This window comes from Aquincola sp. J276 (assembly GCF_024700035.1).
GTDB classification, from domain to species: domain Bacteria; phylum Pseudomonadota; class Gammaproteobacteria; order Burkholderiales; family Burkholderiaceae_C; genus Aquincola; species Aquincola tertiaricarbonis.
Window position 1 is genome coordinate 1,241,888 of the sequence record NZ_JAJONC010000001.1, and the last position, 15,239, is coordinate 1,257,126.

General features: G+C 71.6%; 14 protein-coding genes. 2 read left to right on the forward strand and 12 right to left on the reverse strand.

The window, feature by feature from the left end; translation table 11 throughout:
* Positions 1-9 precede the first annotated feature (9 nt).
* The 8 genes from ispG to LRS14_RS05840 form a co-directional block, all read right to left on the reverse strand.
* A complete protein-coding gene (gene ispG, locus LRS14_RS05805; protein ID WP_404977534.1) occupies positions 10-1,311 on the reverse strand; it encodes a flavodoxin-dependent (E)-4-hydroxy-3-methylbut-2-enyl-diphosphate synthase in 1,302 nt (433 codons plus the stop codon).
* A gap of 5 nt (positions 1,312-1,316) precedes the next feature.
* Positions 1,317-2,234: a helix-turn-helix domain-containing protein gene (locus LRS14_RS05810; protein ID WP_046111463.1), complete on the reverse strand. Its 918-nt coding sequence runs from the start codon at positions 2,232-2,234 to the stop codon at positions 1,317-1,319.
* On the reverse strand, positions 2,227-3,033 hold the full coding sequence (gene pilW, locus LRS14_RS05815; protein ID WP_310740849.1) for a type IV pilus biogenesis/stability protein PilW: 807 nt from the start codon (positions 3,031-3,033) through the stop codon (positions 2,227-2,229). Before pilW ends, LRS14_RS05810 begins: the two co-directional genes overlap by 8 nt.
* Before the next feature lie 2 nt (positions 3,034-3,035).
* A complete protein-coding gene (gene rlmN / locus LRS14_RS05820) occupies positions 3,036-4,259 on the reverse strand; it encodes a 23S rRNA (adenine(2503)-C(2))-methyltransferase RlmN (RefSeq protein WP_257798932.1) in 1,224 nt (407 codons plus the stop codon).
* 18 nt (positions 4,260-4,277) lie between these two features.
* A complete protein-coding gene (gene ndk, locus LRS14_RS05825; protein ID WP_046111464.1) occupies positions 4,278-4,703 on the reverse strand; it encodes a nucleoside-diphosphate kinase in 426 nt (141 codons plus the stop codon).
* Between the two features lie 60 nt (positions 4,704-4,763).
* Entirely contained in the window at positions 4,764-7,403 is a 2,640-nt protein-coding gene (locus LRS14_RS05830) for a pseudouridine synthase (protein WP_257798933.1), read from the reverse strand.
* Entirely contained in the window at positions 7,400-8,110 is a 711-nt protein-coding gene (gene scpB / locus LRS14_RS05835) for an SMC-Scp complex subunit ScpB (protein ID WP_257798934.1), read from the reverse strand. The genes LRS14_RS05830 and scpB overlap by 4 nt, the downstream gene beginning before the upstream one ends.
* Positions 8,111-8,381: 271 nt before the next feature.
* The gene (locus LRS14_RS05840) at positions 8,382-9,341 is read right to left on the reverse strand and encodes an RluA family pseudouridine synthase (protein WP_257798935.1); all 960 of its coding nucleotides are present in this window, start codon (positions 9,339-9,341) and stop codon (positions 8,382-8,384) included.
* Positions 9,342-9,473: 132 nt separating this feature from the next.
* On the opposite strand from LRS14_RS05840, the gene LRS14_RS05845 reads away from it, so the two are divergent.
* Positions 9,474-10,295, forward strand: coding sequence for an outer membrane protein assembly factor BamD (locus tag LRS14_RS05845; protein WP_046111468.1), 822 nt, complete (start codon positions 9,474-9,476; stop codon positions 10,293-10,295).
* Between the two features lie 104 nt (positions 10,296-10,399).
* Here LRS14_RS05845 and LRS14_RS05850 read toward each other — a convergent pair whose 3' ends face one another.
* Both LRS14_RS05850 and LRS14_RS05855 read right to left on the reverse strand, forming a co-directional pair.
* The gene (locus LRS14_RS05850) at positions 10,400-12,349 is read right to left on the reverse strand and encodes an ATP-dependent DNA helicase (RefSeq protein WP_257798936.1); all 1,950 of its coding nucleotides are present in this window, start codon (positions 12,347-12,349) and stop codon (positions 10,400-10,402) included.
* A gap of 70 nt (positions 12,350-12,419) precedes the next feature.
* Complete coding sequence (locus tag LRS14_RS05855; RefSeq protein ID WP_046111469.1) at positions 12,420-12,623, reverse strand: YdcH family protein; 204 nt, start codon at positions 12,621-12,623, stop codon at positions 12,420-12,422.
* Between the two features lie 45 nt (positions 12,624-12,668).
* On the opposite strand from LRS14_RS05855, the gene LRS14_RS05860 reads away from it, so the two are divergent.
* A complete protein-coding gene (locus LRS14_RS05860) occupies positions 12,669-13,481 on the forward strand; it encodes a PP2C family serine/threonine-protein phosphatase (RefSeq protein ID WP_046111470.1) in 813 nt (270 codons plus the stop codon).
* Between the two features lie 24 nt (positions 13,482-13,505).
* On the opposite strand, the gene LRS14_RS05865 is transcribed toward LRS14_RS05860, so the two are convergent.
* Positions 13,506-14,114, reverse strand: a complete 609-nt coding sequence (locus LRS14_RS05865) for a hypothetical protein (RefSeq protein ID WP_257798938.1) — start codon at positions 14,112-14,114, stop codon at positions 13,506-13,508.
* 12 nt (positions 14,115-14,126) lie between these two features.
* The gene (gene zapE / locus LRS14_RS05870; protein WP_046111472.1) at positions 14,127-15,224 is read right to left on the reverse strand and encodes a cell division protein ZapE; all 1,098 of its coding nucleotides are present in this window, start codon (positions 15,222-15,224) and stop codon (positions 14,127-14,129) included.
* Positions 15,225-15,239 lie beyond the last annotated feature (15 nt).

Here is a 15,239-nt window from a genome sequence, read left to right on the forward strand (position 1 = left end):
GCCGGCCGGTCAGGGCGTGGCCGTGGCGGCGCCGAAGCGCCGCTCGATGTAGCCCTCGACGATCTTCTGGAATTCGGTGGCGATGCCCTCGCCGCGCAGCGTCAGCGCCTTCTCGCCGTCGATGAACACCGGCGCCGCCGGTGCCTCGCCCGTGCCGGGCAGGCTGATGCCGATGTCGGCATGCTTGCTTTCGCCCGGGCCGTTGACGATGCAGCCCATCACGGCCACCTTGAGCGTCTCGACGCCCGGGTAGCGGGCCTTCCACACCGGCATGCTGGCGCGCAGGTGGTCGTCGATCTGCTTGGCCAGCTCCTGGAAGGTGGTGCTGGTGGTGCGGCCGCAGCCGGGGCAGGCGGTGACGCTGGGATTGAAGCTGCGCAGGCCCAGGGCCTGCAGGATCTCGCCGGCCACCACCACCTCTTGCGTGCGCGCCTCGCCGGGCTGCGGCGTCAGGCTCACGCGGATGGTGTCGCCGATGCCTTCCTGCAGCAGGATGGACAGCGCGGTGGCCGAGGCCACGGTGCCCTTGGTGCCCATGCCGGCTTCGGTCAGGCCCAGGTGCAGCGAATAGTCGCAGCGGCGGGCCAATGCGCGGTAGACCGAGATGAGGTCCTGCACGCCGCTGACCTTGCAGCTGATGATGATCTGGTTGGGGTCCAGGCCGATCTCGCGCGCATAAGCGGCCGACTCCAGCGCCGACTGCACCAGCGCCTGGTACATCACCTGCTTCGCGTCCCAGGGCGCGGCACGGCGGGCGTTGTCGTCCATCAGCGAGGCCAGCAGCTCCTGGTCCAGGCTGCCCCAGTTGACGCCGATGCGCACCGCCTTGTCGTACTTGGCGGCGGCTTCCACCATCATCGCGAACTGGCGGTCGCGCTTGTCGCCCTTGCCCACGTTGCCGGGGTTGATGCGGTACTTCGACAGGGCCTGCGCCATGTCCGGGAACTCGGTCAGCAGCCGGTGGCCGTTGTAGTGGAAGTCGCCGATCAGCGGCACGTCCACGCCCATGCGGTCGAGCTGCTCGCGGATGTGCGGCACGGCCTGCGCGGCCTCGGGCGTGTTGACCGTGATGCGCACCATCTCCGAGCCGGCCTGCGCCAGTTCCTTGACCTGGATGGCCGTCTCGATCACCTCCACCGTGTCGGTGTTGGTCATCGACTGCACGCGCACCGGTGCGTCGCCGCCCACCGTCACCACGCGGTCGCCCCACACCACGCGGGCCTGGCGCGAGCGGCGCGGCGCCGGGAAGGCGGCATCGATCATGGTGTCCGGCGACTCGGGGACGAAGGCGGCGGGAGCGGCTGTGTTCATGGCGTTCACTTGAGTTCGAGCCGGGCGACGTTGTCCCGGGTGGCCGAGGTATCGACCGGCTGCCCGCGGAAGGTGACCTGCGTGCCGGCAGCGTTGCCGATTGTGGCGCGCAGCGGAATCTCCCCGTCCACGCCCACCGTTTCGCCGGACTGCAGCGTGCGCGACAGCAGCACGCGGCCGCTGCGGTCGCGCACCTCCACCCAGCTCTCGGCGGTGGCGCGCAGCACCAGCGCGCCGGCGGCGGTGGCCGGGGCAACGGCGGCCGGGGCGCTGGCCACCGCGGGTGGCGCAGTGGCCGCCACAGGGCCGGCGGCGGAGGCGGCGGCCGGCGCGGCCGGCGCAGCGGAAGCCGGCGGCTCCACCACCGAAGGCACGGAATGCACGGTATCGACCGCGGCGGAGGCCGCCTCGATCACCTCGGTGACGACGCCCGAGGCGCCCGCGCCCACGGTACCCACCAGGTCGCTTGCCTCGGTGCCGGTGCCGGTGCCGCCGCCCAGGCCTTCGAGCGCACGCTCGGGCAGCAGGTAGACCACCAGCGCGGCCAGCAGCACCGCGCCGGCGCCCCACAGCACCGGCTTCTGCAGCACGGCCCACTCGGGCGGATCGCCGCGCGCCGGGCGCTCGCGGAACGGCTGGTTGAGCCCGGTGCTCACCTGCGCCAGCGCGGTGCCGCTGTCGGCCTGGTGCGGCAGCAGGGCCAGCACCGGCTCGGGCTCGATCTTCAGCGTGCGGCAAACCGTCTTGGCCAGCGCCCGCACGAAGGTCATGTCGGGCAGCTCGTCATAACGGTCGTGTTCCAGCGCCTCGAGCTTGCGCGGCGTGACCTTGATCGACGCGGCCAGCGCCGCGATGTGGATGCCCTGCTTCTCGCGGGCCGCCTTCAGCAGCCCGCCAGCGGTGGCGGCAACAGCCTCAGTCATCGAATTGTCCTCTTTCGAAGGCCAGGGTCTGCGGCGCCTGCGGGAAGCGCGCGCGCAGCTGGCGCCCCCATTCCTCGACGCCGCCCCGGTTGCCCATGCGGTGCTCGATGCGCACGGCCAGCCACAGCGACTGCGCGTTCGACGTCTCCTGCCGCAGGTTCACGCGCCGCACGTAGAAACGTGCGCGCTCGTACTCGCCGCGCAGGTACAGCACCTCGGACAGGTTGACCGCGATCGTCGGATTGCCGGGATCGAGTTCATAGGAACGCACCAGCGCCCGCTCGGCCGCATCCAGCTGGCCGGCGCGTGCATGGCAGACGCCCTGCGCCAGCAGCGTGCGCACCATGTCGCGGTACTGCGGCAGCGCCAGCGCGGCGTCGAACTGGCGCTGCGCATCGGCAAACAGACGTTGCTGGCACAGGAACCAGCCGTAGTTGTGTTTGGCATCGCCGTCGCGCGCATTGAGCTGCAGCGCGCGCTGGAAGCTTTCGTCCGCAAGGCGGTTCTCGCCCATCGCGGCATAGATCAGGCCGCGCAGGTTGTAGGCCTCGCCCAGGTCGGGCCGGGCGTTCAGCGCCTGCTTGACCTCGTCCAGCGCCACCTCGTACTGCTGGCGGCCGAAGTAGGCCGAGGCCAGCTCCAGTCGCAGCCGCGCGCGGCGGTCGTTGTCGGTCTGGTCGGAGGCGGTGCGGATTTCCTGCGTGCTGCCCTGCAGGCCCTGGCCAGGCGGCGTCTCGCAGCCGGCCAGCAGGCCGATGCCCGCCAGCGCGCCCAGCACCCACGCGGCAGCGCGGTGCACGATCAACCGGCCCTCCGCCCGTGCAGGCGGTCTCCCTCTTGCTGGACGGGAGCCGGTGCGATGCGGATGGCCGGGCGCGTCAGCCGCTGCGTCACGCGGGTGCGGTCCTGCACCTCGCCGGCCAGCTGGCCACAGGCGGCGGCGATGTCGTCGCCGCGGGTGCGGCGCACGGTGGTGACGATGCCGGCGTCCATCAGCACCTTCGCGAAGGCGTCGACCCGCTCCTTCGGCGAGCGCAGCAGGCCGGAAGCCGGGAACGGATTGAACGGGATCAGGTTCAGCTTGCAGGGCACGGCCGGCGTACCGGCACGCCCGGTGACCAGGCGCACCAGCTGGCGCGCCTGCTCGGGGGAATCGTTGGCACCGTCGAGCATGCAGTACTCGAAGGTGATGAAGTCGCGCGGGGCGGCTTCCAGGTAGCGCCCGCACGCCGCCATCAGCTCGGCCAGCGGGTACTTGCGGTTGAGCGGCACCAGCTGGTCGCGCAGGCCGTCTTCCGGCGCATGCAGCGAGACGGCCAGTGCCACGGGGCAGTCCACCCGCAGCCGGTCCATCATCGGCACCACGCCCGAGGTGCTCACGGTGACACGGCGGCGCGACAGGCCGTAGCCGTGGTCGTCCAGCATCACCCGCAGCGCGGGCACCAGCGCGCCGTAGTTCTGCAGCGGCTCGCCCATGCCCATCATCACCACGTTGTCGATCGCCCGCTCGCCGGGCTGCAGCTTCAGTCGCTCGCGCAGATGGTGCTCGGCGAACCACAGCTGGGCCAGGATCTCGCCGGTGGACAGGTTGCGGCTGAAGCCCTGGTGGCCGGTGGAGCAGAAACGGCAGCCCACCGCGCAGCCCGCCTGCGACGACACGCACAGCGTGCCGCGGTCGGCCTCGGGGATGAACACGGCTTCCACTGCGTCGCCGTTGCCGACGTCGAACAGCCACTTGATGGTGCCGTCGGCCGACGCCTGCTCGCTCGTGATCTTCAGGCCGCGCACTTCGGCGCGCGTGGCCAGCTTGTCGCGCAGCGAGCGCGCCAGGTCGGACATCTGGCCGAAGTCGGCCGCGCCCTTCTGGTGGATCCAGCGGAACAGCTGCGTGGCGCGGAAACGCTTCTCGCCCAGCTGTTCGCAGAAGGCGGTGAGGCCTTCCAGGTCGAAGTCCAGCAGGTTGACGCGCGCAGCCTCCGACAACGCCTGTGCGGCGGTGGAGTTCGAAGACTGCAGCTCGGCCATGCGGACTTCCAGCGCCGATCAGCGGCTGTAGACGTTCATGCCGGGAAAGAAGAAGGCGATCTCGACGGCCGCGGTCTCGGCGGCGTCGGAGCCGTGCACGGCGTTGGCGTCGATGCTGTCGGCGAAGTCGGCACGGATGGTGCCCTTGTCGGCCTTCTTCGGATCGGTGGCGCCCATCAGCTCGCGGTTCTTGGCGATGGCGCCTTCACCTTCCAGCACCTGGATCATCACCGGGCCGGAGATCATGAAGCTGACCAGGTCGTTGAAGAACGGGCGGGCCTTGTGCACTGCGTAGAAGGCTTCCGCTTCGCCCTTGGACAGGTGCGCCATGCGGGCGGCCACCACCTTGAGGCCGGCGCCTTCAAAGCGGGCATAGATCTGACCGATCACGTTCTTGGCGACGGCGTCGGGCTTGATGATCGACAGGGTGCGTTCGATGGCCATGGAAATCTCTCCTGAATCAATAACTTGGCAAAGCCTTGGATTGTAACCCGCTGAAGCGGATCAACGACCGCCGCGGCCACCCGGGCGACCCCGGCCGCCACCGCCTGCACCGCCGCCGCCGCCCCGGCCACCACGCCCGCCGCCGCCCTTGCGATGGAAGGCATCGGCGCCGATGTAGCCGACCGAGGTCTGCATCGGATCGGGTTCGCGACCCGCGCCACCACCACCACCGCCGCCCCGGTTGGGGCCGCCCGGCTTGCCGCCGCGGGCCTTGATGCCCAGGCCGCCGCCACCGCCCTTGCGGGGAAAGGCGTTGCCGCCGTTGGGCACGCCCTTGACCAGGCGCTTGTCGTAGGTCTGCTGCAGCGGATTGGGGATCGGGCCGTCCTCGCTGTATTCGCGGCGCGGTGCGTTGTGCTCGCGCATCAGCCGCTTGTCGTAGGTCTGCTGCAGCGGGTTCGGGATCGGGCCATCGTCGCCGATGTCCTTGCGCTGCAGGCTGAGCTCGCGCATCGCGCGCTTGTCGTAGGTCTGCTGCAGCGGATTCGGGATCGGGCCGTCCTCGCGCTCGCGGCGCGGCTCGCGGTTCTCGCGCAGCGCGCGCTTGTCGTAGGTCTGCTGCAGCGGATTGGGGATGGGCCCGTCCTCGCGGATGGGCCGGTTCGAACGGCCCTGGCGCGCTTCACGGGCCAGGCGCTTGTCGAAGGTCTGCTGCAGCGGATCGGGGATCACCGGGCCACGCTCGCGCGGGCCGCGCGAACGGTCGCCACGGTCTGCGCGATCGCCACCGCGGTCGTTGCGATCGCCGCGCGGCGGGCGGTCGCCGCGTTCGCCGCGGTCGCGCTGCTGCGGGCCGTTGCCGCGCTTGGCGTTGCGGCCGGGCTTGTTGTGGCCGCCCTGGCCGTTGTTCTGGCCCTGTCCGCCGCCCTCGCCTTCACGCTGCTCGCGCGCTTCCTTCGGGCCGCGCGGCACCTGGCCGATCAGCCGGCGCAGCATCTTCACGTCCGGCTCTTCCAGATCGACCCAGACGCCGCGCTTGAGGCCGCGCGGCAGCACCACGCTGCCGTAGCGGATGCGGATCAGGCGGCTGACCGTCAGGCCCACCGCGTCGAACAGCTTGCGCACCTCGCGGTTGCGGCCTTCGTTGATCACCACGCGGTACCAGCGGTTCAGGCCTTCGCCGCCGCCGTCCTCGATGCTGGTGAAGGCGGCCTTCTGGCCCTCGATCTCGACACCTTCCAGCAGCTTGGCCTTGGCTTCGCTTTCCAGCGTGCCCAGCACGCGCACCGCGTACTCACGCTCCACGCCGAAGCGCGGATGCATCAACTGGTGCGCCAGGTCGCCGGAGGTGGTGAACAGCAGCAGGCCTTCGGTGTTGATGTCCAGCCGGCCCACCGACTGCCACTTGCCGTGCTGCAGCCGCGGCAGCTTGCGGAACACGGTCGGGCGCTGCTGCGGATCGTCCAGCGTGACCACTTCGCCCACGGGCTTGTGGTACGCGATCACACGCGCCGGCGACGGTGCGATACGCACCTTGATCGGCTTGCCGTTGACCTGGATGCGGTCGCCCCAGGAAATGCGCTGGCCGGTGTGGGCCGGCTCGCCGTTGACCGTGATGCGGCCTTCGGTGATGAGCTGCTCCATGTCGCGGCGCGAACCGATGCCGGCCTGCGCCAGCACCTTGTGCAGCTTGGGCGCATCGGCTTCGGCGGCCAGCACGCGCTTGGCGGGGCCGTCGGCCTCGTCGGCGCCAGCGGCTTCGCCCTCGGCTGCCGGCGCAGCATCGGCCGCGGCGGACGGCTGGTCCGCGGCAGCGTCCTGGCCCGAGTCGGCGGCCTGCGCGTCCTGCGGCAGGCCGGCATCGTCCAGCGCTTCGCCGGCGGGTAGTTCCACCGCATCGTCGAAGGCGCCGGACAGCACCTCGGCGAACAGCGGCGTGGTGTCGGGCCGCACGATCGCCGGCGGCTGGCCGCCCGGCTTGCGGTCGCCACGCGGCTTGTCGGCACGCGGCTCGTTGCGGCCGTCCGGGCGCCCTTCGGCGCGCTGCTCGCCACCCTTCTCGCCACGCTCCTTGCGGCCGCGGCGGCGGTTGCGCGATCGGGAGGAGCGTTCACCGGCTGCGCCAGCCTCGGTGGCCTCGCCACCCGCAGCCTGGCCGTCGCCGGTGCGTTCGCCGCCCTCGCCGCCCTCCGCCGGGCCCATCTCCCCCGGTGCACCCTCTCCCGTGGCAGCCGACGGCACCACCGGCCGCGCCTGCGGCTCGGCATAGGCCGTGACGGCCGCGGCGTCGGCACCATCAGCCACCGGCGCGTCGAAGGCCAGTGCCGACTGTGCGGCGCCTTCGGCCGCATCGGCCTTGGCCGGCTTGCGCGGGCGGCGGGCCGGCTTGGCGGCGGCGGTGTTCGCGCCATCGTCGGCCGCGGCCTCCGCCGGCGCGGCGTCCGCCTGCGGCTGGGCCGTGGCGGCGGCGCTGCGGCTGCGGCGACGCGGTGCGGCGGCTGCCGGCTCGCCCTCGCCTGCCGGCTGCGCAGCCGGCGCCTCGGCCTGCGCGCCGACGGCCTGCGCGTCGGACGTTCCCTCTTCGGCCGTCTTGCGCGGCGTGCGACGGCGCTTGGGCTTGGCCTCGCCGTCCGGGGTGGAGGCCGCGTGGGCGGGATCCACCGGAGCGTCGGAGGGCAGATCGGAGTCGTTGGCGTTCATGCTTGCGCTTCGGGTGAAGAGGAGGAGGCGGTCGGGTCGGACGGGGTGGGCGGGAGGTCGGGCGGTGCGGCCGAAGGCAAGGCGGCCAGGGCAAGCGGCTCGCCCATGTTGCTGCCGGACTCGGCCAGCGGTCCTTCGGCGTCCAGCAACGAGGGCTGGTCGGCCAGGCCGGTGGCCATCAGGTCGATGGCCGCGGGCGTGCCTTCGAGCGGGGGCAGCTGGTCAAGGCTGGCCAGGCCGAGATCGTCGAGGAACTGCCGCGTGGTGGCATACAGCGCCGGCCGGCCGGGGGCGTCCCGGTGGCCGATCACTTCGATCCAGTTGCGATCTTCCAGCTGCTTGACGATCTGCGTGCTGACGGTCACGCCGCGGATGTCCTCGATGTCGCCGCGCGTGACCGGCTGGCGGTAGGCCACGATGGCCAGCGTCTCCATCACCGCGCGCGAGTAGCGCGGCGGCTTCTCGGGATGCAGCCGGTCGAGGTAGTCGCGCATCTCGGGGCGGCTCTGAAAGCGCCAGCCCGAGGCCAGCGCCACCAGTTCCACGCCCTTGCCTTCCCAGTCGCGCACCAGCTCGTCGAGCAGGCTGCGCAGGGTGTCGACGCCGACGTGGTCATCGAACAGCGCCCGCATGTCGCGCAACGGCAGCGGCTGCTGGGCACAGATGAGCGCGGTTTCGAGGACGCGCTTCGCATCCTGTGTGTTCATGGGCTCTGCTTGAAGGGGCGCCGGATCGGGCCGGCGGCGTTCACAACATGGGCGGATCGGATCCCGGCGGTGTGGGTCTTCTTCGGCACCGCGGGGGCCACTGCTCTTGGCAGGTATCGGGGCTCTTCGCTGCAAGGCCGGCCGGTGACGGCAGGGGTTGCGGAAGAGGCCTGTGCCGGTTCGGGCGAGGTGCCGGGCCTTTTTGGGCCACGGCCTGCGGAACGCGGCGTGTTGGAGGCACATTGTAGCCCCCGAAAGAGGGAATGGCGTGTCAGGCCGTGGCCGCCGGGTCACAAATCACCGACCAGGCCGCGGCCAGGTCGGCCGGCGGCGGCGCCTCGAAGGCCAGCTCGCGGCCATCCACCGGATGCGCGAAGCGCAGTTGGGCCGCATGCAGCGCCTGGCGCGACAGGCCCAGCAACGGCCGCCCGCCATACAGCACGTCGGCCACCAGCGGATGCCCGCGCGAGGCCATGTGCACGCGGATCTGGTGGGTGCGGCCGGTGTGCAGCGTGCAGCGCACCGCGCACACACCCTGCCGCGCCGCCAGCGGCTGCACGTCGGTGCGCGCCGGCTTGCCGCTGCCCACCACCGCCATGCGCACGCGGGTGTGCGGATCGCGGCCCACCGGCGCCTCCACCGTGAAGGGCAGCAGCTTCATCTCGCCATGCACCAGCGCCTGGTAGGCGCGGTGCACCTCGCGCGCGGCGATGGCCCGGGTGAGCGTGGTCATCGCCGGCAGCGTCTTGGCCACCACCATCAGGCCGGAGGTGTCCTTGTCCAGCCGGTGCACGATGCCGGCACGCGGCAGGTCGAAGGCGCCGGCATGGTGGGCCAGCAGGCCGTTGAGCAGCGTGCCGCTCCAGTTGCCCGCCGCCGGATGCACGACGAGCCCCGCCGGCTTGTCGACGACCAGCAGGTGCTCGTCCTCGAACACGACCTGCAGCGCCATCGGCTCGGCGCGGAAGGAACGGCTCTGCGCCGTGGGCACCAGCGCCATGGCCACCGCCTGCCCCATCTTCAGCTTGCGCGAGGCCGTGCCGGCCGGCACGCCGTCCAGCAGCACGTGGCCGCGCTCGATCAGCGCCTGCAGGTGGCTGCGCGAGAACTCGCCGGCATGCGCCACCAGCACCTTGTCCAGGCGCTGGCCATGCTCATCCGCGCTGACGTTCCAGGCGCGGGTCTCGGCTTCGGCCTCCGCGTCGTCGGTGTCGGCGTCCGCGTCCGCCACGGCGGCCTCGGGGTTGGCAAGCAGGGGTAAAGACGTGTCCGGCCCCGGCGCTGGGCCCGGGCGGCCTGGGGGGCAACCATATAATTCGCGCTCGATTTTTCAGCGGAGCCGGATTGAACGCCGGCGTAGACGATGACCGTTTCCCGACCCGTGCAACGCGCAGCTCGTTGGCTCGCGATCCCGGCGCTGGCCAGCGCCCTGGTGCTCGGTGGCTGCAGTTCGACGCCCAAGGAAGACCCGAACTCGCAGCAGGCGGTCGACAAATTGTATGCAGACGCCCAGGACGACATGTCCTCCGGCAACTACGAGCGCGCCACGCAGACGCTGCAGCGCGTGGAAGGCCGCGCCGCCGGCACCCTGCTGGCGCAACAGGCGACGCTGGACCTGGCCTACGTGCACTACCGCACCGGCGAGCGGACCGAGGCACTGGCCGTGCTGGACCGCTTCATGAAGCTGCATCCCTCGAGCCCGGCCTACGACTATGCGCTGTACCTGCGCGGCATCGTCAACTTCAACGACAACCTGGGCTTCCTCGGCAGCCTGTCGCGCCAGGAACTGTCGGAGCGCGACCAGCAGGCCTCGCGCGATTCGTACCAGTCGTTCAAGCAGCTGGCCGAGCAGTTCCCCGGTTCCAAGTACGCCCCGGATGCGCGCGAGCGCATGAACTACATCGTCAATGCGCTGGCCGAGTACGAAGTGCACGTGGCGCGCTACTACTACAAGCGCGGCGCCTACGTGGCCGCGGCCAACCGGGCGCAGCAGGCCACGCAGGAGTTCCAGCGTTCGCCGGCGGTGGAAGAGGCGCTGTACATCCTGGCCATGAGCTACGACCGCCTCGGCCTGGAGCAGCTGCGCGACGACAGCACGCGGGTGCTGCGGCAGAATTTCCCGGACAGCAAGTTCCTGGCTGAAGGCCTGCGCGAGCGCGAGAAGGCCTGGTGGCAGTTCTGGTGATGGCGGCCCCCTGACGCCGCGGCGGCGGCGCCAGCCCCCGGGGGGCTCACGGCTTGGTCACTCGTTGACTCATGCGGCTGCTTCGGCGGCCGTTGTCGTTTTTGCTACCCGTGGGATTCGGCGAGGTGGTGCAGCCAGTCGAGGGCTTCCTGCTCGGTGGTGGCCAGCTTCATCGGTGGCAGCGCGGCGCGCAGGCGGCGGCCGTAGTTCATCGTCGCCATGCGGGGGTCGCACACCACCAGCAGGCCGCGGTCGGTCTCGCTGCGGATCAGGCGGCCGGCGCCCTGCTTCAGGCTGATCGCCGCGTCGGCCACGAACAGCTCGCCGAAGGCATTGCCGCCTTCGCTCTCGATGCGCTTGACGCGCGCTTCCACCAGCGGATCGTTGGGCGGCGGAAACGGCAGCTTGTCGATCAGCACGCACTGCAGGGCATCGCCCGGCACGTCGATGCCTTCCCAGAAGCTCTGCGAGCCCACCAGCACGCTGGCGGGATTGGTCATGAAGCGCTGCATCAGCGCCCGCTTGGGCTGCTGGCCCTGCACCAGCACCTCGATGTCGCCGCCGGCCCACGCCAGCTCGTCGCGCAGGGCCTGGGCGATGACCTGCATCGCCCGCAGCGTGGTGGTGAGCACGAAGGTGCGCCCGCGCAGCGCCGCGGCGCAACGGCCGGCCAGCCGGCCGACGGCTTCCGCATGGCCCGGATCGTTGGGCTTGGGAAAGCGCTGCGGCACGAAGAGCCGCGCGTTCTCCGGATAGTCGAACGGGCTGCCCACCCGCAACTTGCGGGCGTCCTCCAGCCCGGCGGCGGTGGTGAACCAGCGCAGGCTCTCGTCGTCGCCCAGCGTGGCCGAGGTGAAAACCCAGGCGCGCGGCGCCGCGTTGCGCTGCTCGGTCAGCAGCTCGCGGATGTCCAGCGGCGCCTCGATCAGCCGCGCCTGCTGGGCGCTGAGGTCCACCCAGCGCACATGGTCGGGCGTGGACGGCTCGGCGAAGTGTCGCGCCATCTGCACCGCATGCTCGGCACGCGCCCGCAGGCGGGCCAGTTCGGCGTTGCCCTCGTCCACCTCGGCCAACGCCTGCACCGCGGCATCGCAGGCGGCGCCCACGTCGTCGATGGCCTGCAGGAAAGCTGCGCCGCCCGCGCGGTCGGCCCAGCGCAGCTTCACGCCCGCATGCACCTCCCGCAGCGGCCCGACGGCGGCGATGCGCAGCTCGCGCGCGGCGCGGTCGCAGGCGGCGGCCAGGGCCTGCCAGTCGGCCTGGCCGCGGGCCTGCTGCTGGCCCAGGCCCAGCAGGTCGCGCGCCAGGTCGATCAGCTGCGCGGTGCCGAGCGCGCGGCCGAGGAACTGCGTGCCCACGTCCACCAGCTGGTGGGCCTCGTCGAACACGGCGGCATCCACCGTGGGCAGCAACTCGGCCACGCCGCTGTCGCGCAAGGCCATGTCGGCGAAGAAAAGGTGGTGGTTGACCACCACCAGGTCGGCCGCCATCGCGTCGCGGCGTGCCTTCATCACATGGCATTCGCGGTAGCGCGGGCAGTCGGTGCCCAGGCAGTTGTCGCGGGTGGAAGTGACCAGCGGAATCACCGGCGAGCGTTCGTCCAGGCCTTCCAGCTCGGCCAGGTCGCCGCCCGTGGTGGTCTGCGCCCATTGCTCGATGCGCGCCAGCGCCCGCAGCACGAAGCGGTCGGCCAGCGAGACGGTCTGCCGCGCCTGGTCCATGCGGTGCAGGCACAGGTAGCTGGCGCGGCCCTTGAGCAGCGCCAGCGTCACCGGCACCTGCAGCGACTCGCGCAGGCGCGGCAGGTCGCGCAGGAAGAGCTGGTCCTGCAGGCTCTTGGTGGCCGTGCTCACCAGCGCGCGGCGGCCGGCCAGCAGCAGCGGCACAAGGTAGGCGAAGGTCTTGCCGGTGCCGGTGCCGGCCTCGGCCACCAGGGCCTCGCGGTGGGCCAGCGCATCGGCCACGGCCAGGGCCAGCTGCTGCTGGCCTTCACGCTCGCGGTAGTGCGGATCGGCCGCAGCCAGCGGGCCGTCCAGCGCGAAGGCACGCCGCACGGCATCGGCCAGTGCGGCGGGATCGTCGGGGGATGCTGCATCGCCGGGTCGGCGATGTCTTCTGATTCGGTCACGCGGGCTCGGGCGGTTCCAGCTGCACTTCCAGCCGGGCGATCTGGTCGCGCAGCATCAGGCGGCGCTTCTTCAGCCGGCGCAGCGAGAGATCGTCCTCCGGCTGGGTCACCGACAGCCGGTCGATCACGCTGTCGAGGTCGGCATGTTCCATGCGCAGCTCGATGAGCTGGCGCTGGGGCGAGTGCAGGTTGTCTGGCATGGCGGGCAGCCCAGTTTAGGCCACTCCTTCCCGTATATTGCCGTGATGTCCAGTCCCTTCCCCGCTTCCACCGTGGCCAGTCCTCCGGGCCACCGCCTGTCCGCCGCCACCGGCATCCACCGTGGCGACCGCGCCTACCAGCAGGACCAGGTGGCGCTGCTGGTGCACCCGCGGGTGGCCGGCTGCGCCCTGGGCGTGCTGGCCGACGGCATGGGCGGCAAGAGCGGCGGGCGCAAGGCGGCCGACCAGGTGCTGCTCACTGCGCGCCAGCTGTTCGAGCGCTTCGTGCCGGGCACCGACGACGCCGGCGAGACCTTGAGGCAGCTGGTGCAGGAGGCGCACCTGATGATCAAGCTCACCGCCATCACCGCCGAGGAGGAGCCGCACAGCACCGTGGCCGCCTTCCTGGTGAGCCCGGACCGCCGCGGCCACGTGGTGCATGCCGGCGATTCCCGCGTGTACCACTTCCGCGGGGCGCAGCTGGTGTCGCGCACCATCGACCACTCCTTCGTGCAGCGGCTGATCGACGAAGGCCGGCTGGCCGAGGAAGACGCCAACACCCATCCGCAGTCCAACCTGCTCACCGGCTGCCTGGGCACCCAGCAGGACCCGCCGCTGAGCCTGATGACCATCGAGCGGCTGGAGGTGGGCGACAGCCTGCTGGCCTGCAGCGACGGCCTGTGGCACTACTTCACCCCGCACGAGCTGGGCACCATCGTGGATGCGCTGCCTCCGCGCGAGGCGGGCGAGATGCTGATCAACAAGGCCCGCCAGCGCGCACGCGGCGGTGGCGACAACCTCTCGCTGGCGTTGCTGCGGGTGGATGCGCTGCCGCGCGGCACCGCCAACGCCAACTGAGCGGCGCGGCCGGCCGCCGCGGTTTCAAGGCGCGCTGGCCGGCAGCTGCCGCGGCACCGGCAGCGAAGGCGGCGGTGGATCGCGCCGGTTGCGCTCCTCGACCCTGCGCCGGTGCTCCTGTGCGGCCGAGGCACGCTGCGCCTGCTGCGCGGCGCGTTCGGCCGCACGCGCGCGCTCCCCGCTCCGGTCAGGCGCGCTGCGGGGCGTGACGGCCGGCGCCGCAGCCGGCGGCGGCAGCGGCACGGCAGGCGCCGACGCGCGTGCGGCGGGTGACGACGCCCGCTCGGCCACGCGGCCCGCCGCTTCGCGTTCCGCCTGCGCACGTTCCTGGCGGCGCTTCTCCACATCGGCCAGGCGATTGGCCGCCCGCTGCTTGCGCTGCTGCTCGTCGAGCGCCAGGCGTTCGTTGCGCAGGCGCTCCAGCACCGCGCGGCGCTCGGCCTTGGCCTCGTTCACGCAGGCGGTGACGATGAACTGCTGCAGGCACACCGCCTCGCGTTCGGCATACCGCGCTTCGGCGGCGGCCTGTTCGCGCTCGATGCGCGCGCGCTGCTCGCCCACGCCCTGCGCGGTGGCGGCGCCGGCCGCCAGGGCCATGAGCCAGGCGACCAGCCGGGGTGCAGTAGGTGCCATCGTGATGCCGTCTCAGGTGATGCGCGTGTCCACGTCGCGCCGGTCGAGCGCCAGGAACTCCGCCGAGCGCATCTCGTTCAGCCGCGAGACGGTGCGCGGGAACTCATGCGCCAGCGGCCCTTCGGTATAGAGCTGCTCGGCCGGCACCGCGGCCGACATGATGAGCTTGACCCGCCGGTCGTACAGCACGTCGATCAGCAGCGTGAATCGGCGTGCCTCGCTGGCCAGGTTGGGCGGCATCAGCGGCACGTTCGACAGGAACACCGTGTGGAACTGGGTCGCAATCTCGAGGTAGTCGTTCTGCGACCGCGGCCCGCCGCACAGCTGCTTGAAGTCGAACCACACCACGCCGCCGGCCTTGCGGCGCGAGCGGATCTCGCGCTGCTCGATGTGCAGCACCGGGTCTTCGTCGCGGGCCTCGGCCAGCTTGTCGAAGGCCTCGGTCATCGCGGCATCGGCCTGGGGGCCCAGCGGCGTGTGGTACATGGCCACCTGCTCCAGCGTGATGCTGCGGTAGTCGGTGCCGTTGTCGACGTCGATCACCTCCATGCGCTGGTTCAGCAGGTCGATCGCCGGCAGGATGCGGTCGCGGTGCAGGCCGTTGGGGTACAGGCCCTCGGGGCGGAAGTTGCTGGTGGTGACGATGCTCACCCGGTTGGCGAACAGCGCCTCCAGCAGCCGGTGCAGGATCATCGCGTCGGTCACGTCGGCGATGTGGAACTCGTCGAAGCAGATGAGGCGGAACCGCCGCGAGATGCGCTTGCCCAGCTCGTCCAGCGGGTTCTGCAGGCCCTTGAGTTCCTGCAGCTCGCGGTGCACCTCGCGCATGAACTCGTGGAAGTGCAGCCGCGTCTTGCGGCGCAGCGGCACCGACTGGAAGAAGCAGTCCATCAGGAAGCTCTTGCCGCGCCCCACCCCGCCGACCATGTACACGCCGCGCGGAATGGGCGGGCGGCGCAGCAGGCGGGCCACCGCGTTGCTGCGCTGCTCCAGGTAGCGGATCCACTCGTTCTCGCAGCGCTCCAGCGCCGCGATCGCGCGCAGCTGCGCCGGATCGCTCTGGTAGCCGCGCGCCTTCAGCGCGGCCTCATAGACCTGTCTGACCCCCATGGCGGTCAGACCGGC

Bases quoted from the DNA above. Each gene is read 5' to 3' on its own strand.
- ispG (WP_404977534.1), bottom strand. From the start codon at position 1,311: ATGAACACAGCCGCTCCCGCCGCCTTCGTCCCCGAGTCGCCGGACACC.
- LRS14_RS05810 (WP_046111463.1), bottom strand. From the start codon at position 2,234: ATGACTGAGGCTGTTGCCGCCACCGCTGGCGGGCTGCTGAAGGCGGCC.
- rlmN (WP_257798932.1), bottom strand. From the start codon at position 4,259: ATGGCCGAGCTGCAGTCTTCGAACTCCACCGCCGCACAGGCGTTGTCG.
- ndk (WP_046111464.1), bottom strand. From the start codon at position 4,703: ATGGCCATCGAACGCACCCTGTCGATCATCAAGCCCGACGCCGTCGCC.
- LRS14_RS05830 (WP_257798933.1), bottom strand. From the start codon at position 7,403: ATGAACGCCAACGACTCCGATCTGCCCTCCGACGCTCCGGTGGATCCC.
- scpB (WP_257798934.1), bottom strand. From the start codon at position 8,110: ATGAACACACAGGATGCGAAGCGCGTCCTCGAAACCGCGCTCATCTGT.
- LRS14_RS05845 (WP_046111468.1), top strand. From the start codon at position 9,474: ATGACCGTTTCCCGACCCGTGCAACGCGCAGCTCGTTGGCTCGCGATC.
- LRS14_RS05855 (WP_046111469.1), bottom strand. From the start codon at position 12,623: ATGCCAGACAACCTGCACTCGCCCCAGCGCCAGCTCATCGAGCTGCGC.
- LRS14_RS05860 (WP_046111470.1), top strand. From the start codon at position 12,669: ATGTCCAGTCCCTTCCCCGCTTCCACCGTGGCCAGTCCTCCGGGCCAC.
- LRS14_RS05865 (WP_257798938.1), bottom strand. From the start codon at position 14,114: ATGGCACCTACTGCACCCCGGCTGGTCGCCTGGCTCATGGCCCTGGCG.
- zapE (WP_046111472.1), bottom strand. From the start codon at position 15,224: ATGGGGGTCAGACAGGTCTATGAGGCCGCGCTGAAGGCGCGCGGCTAC.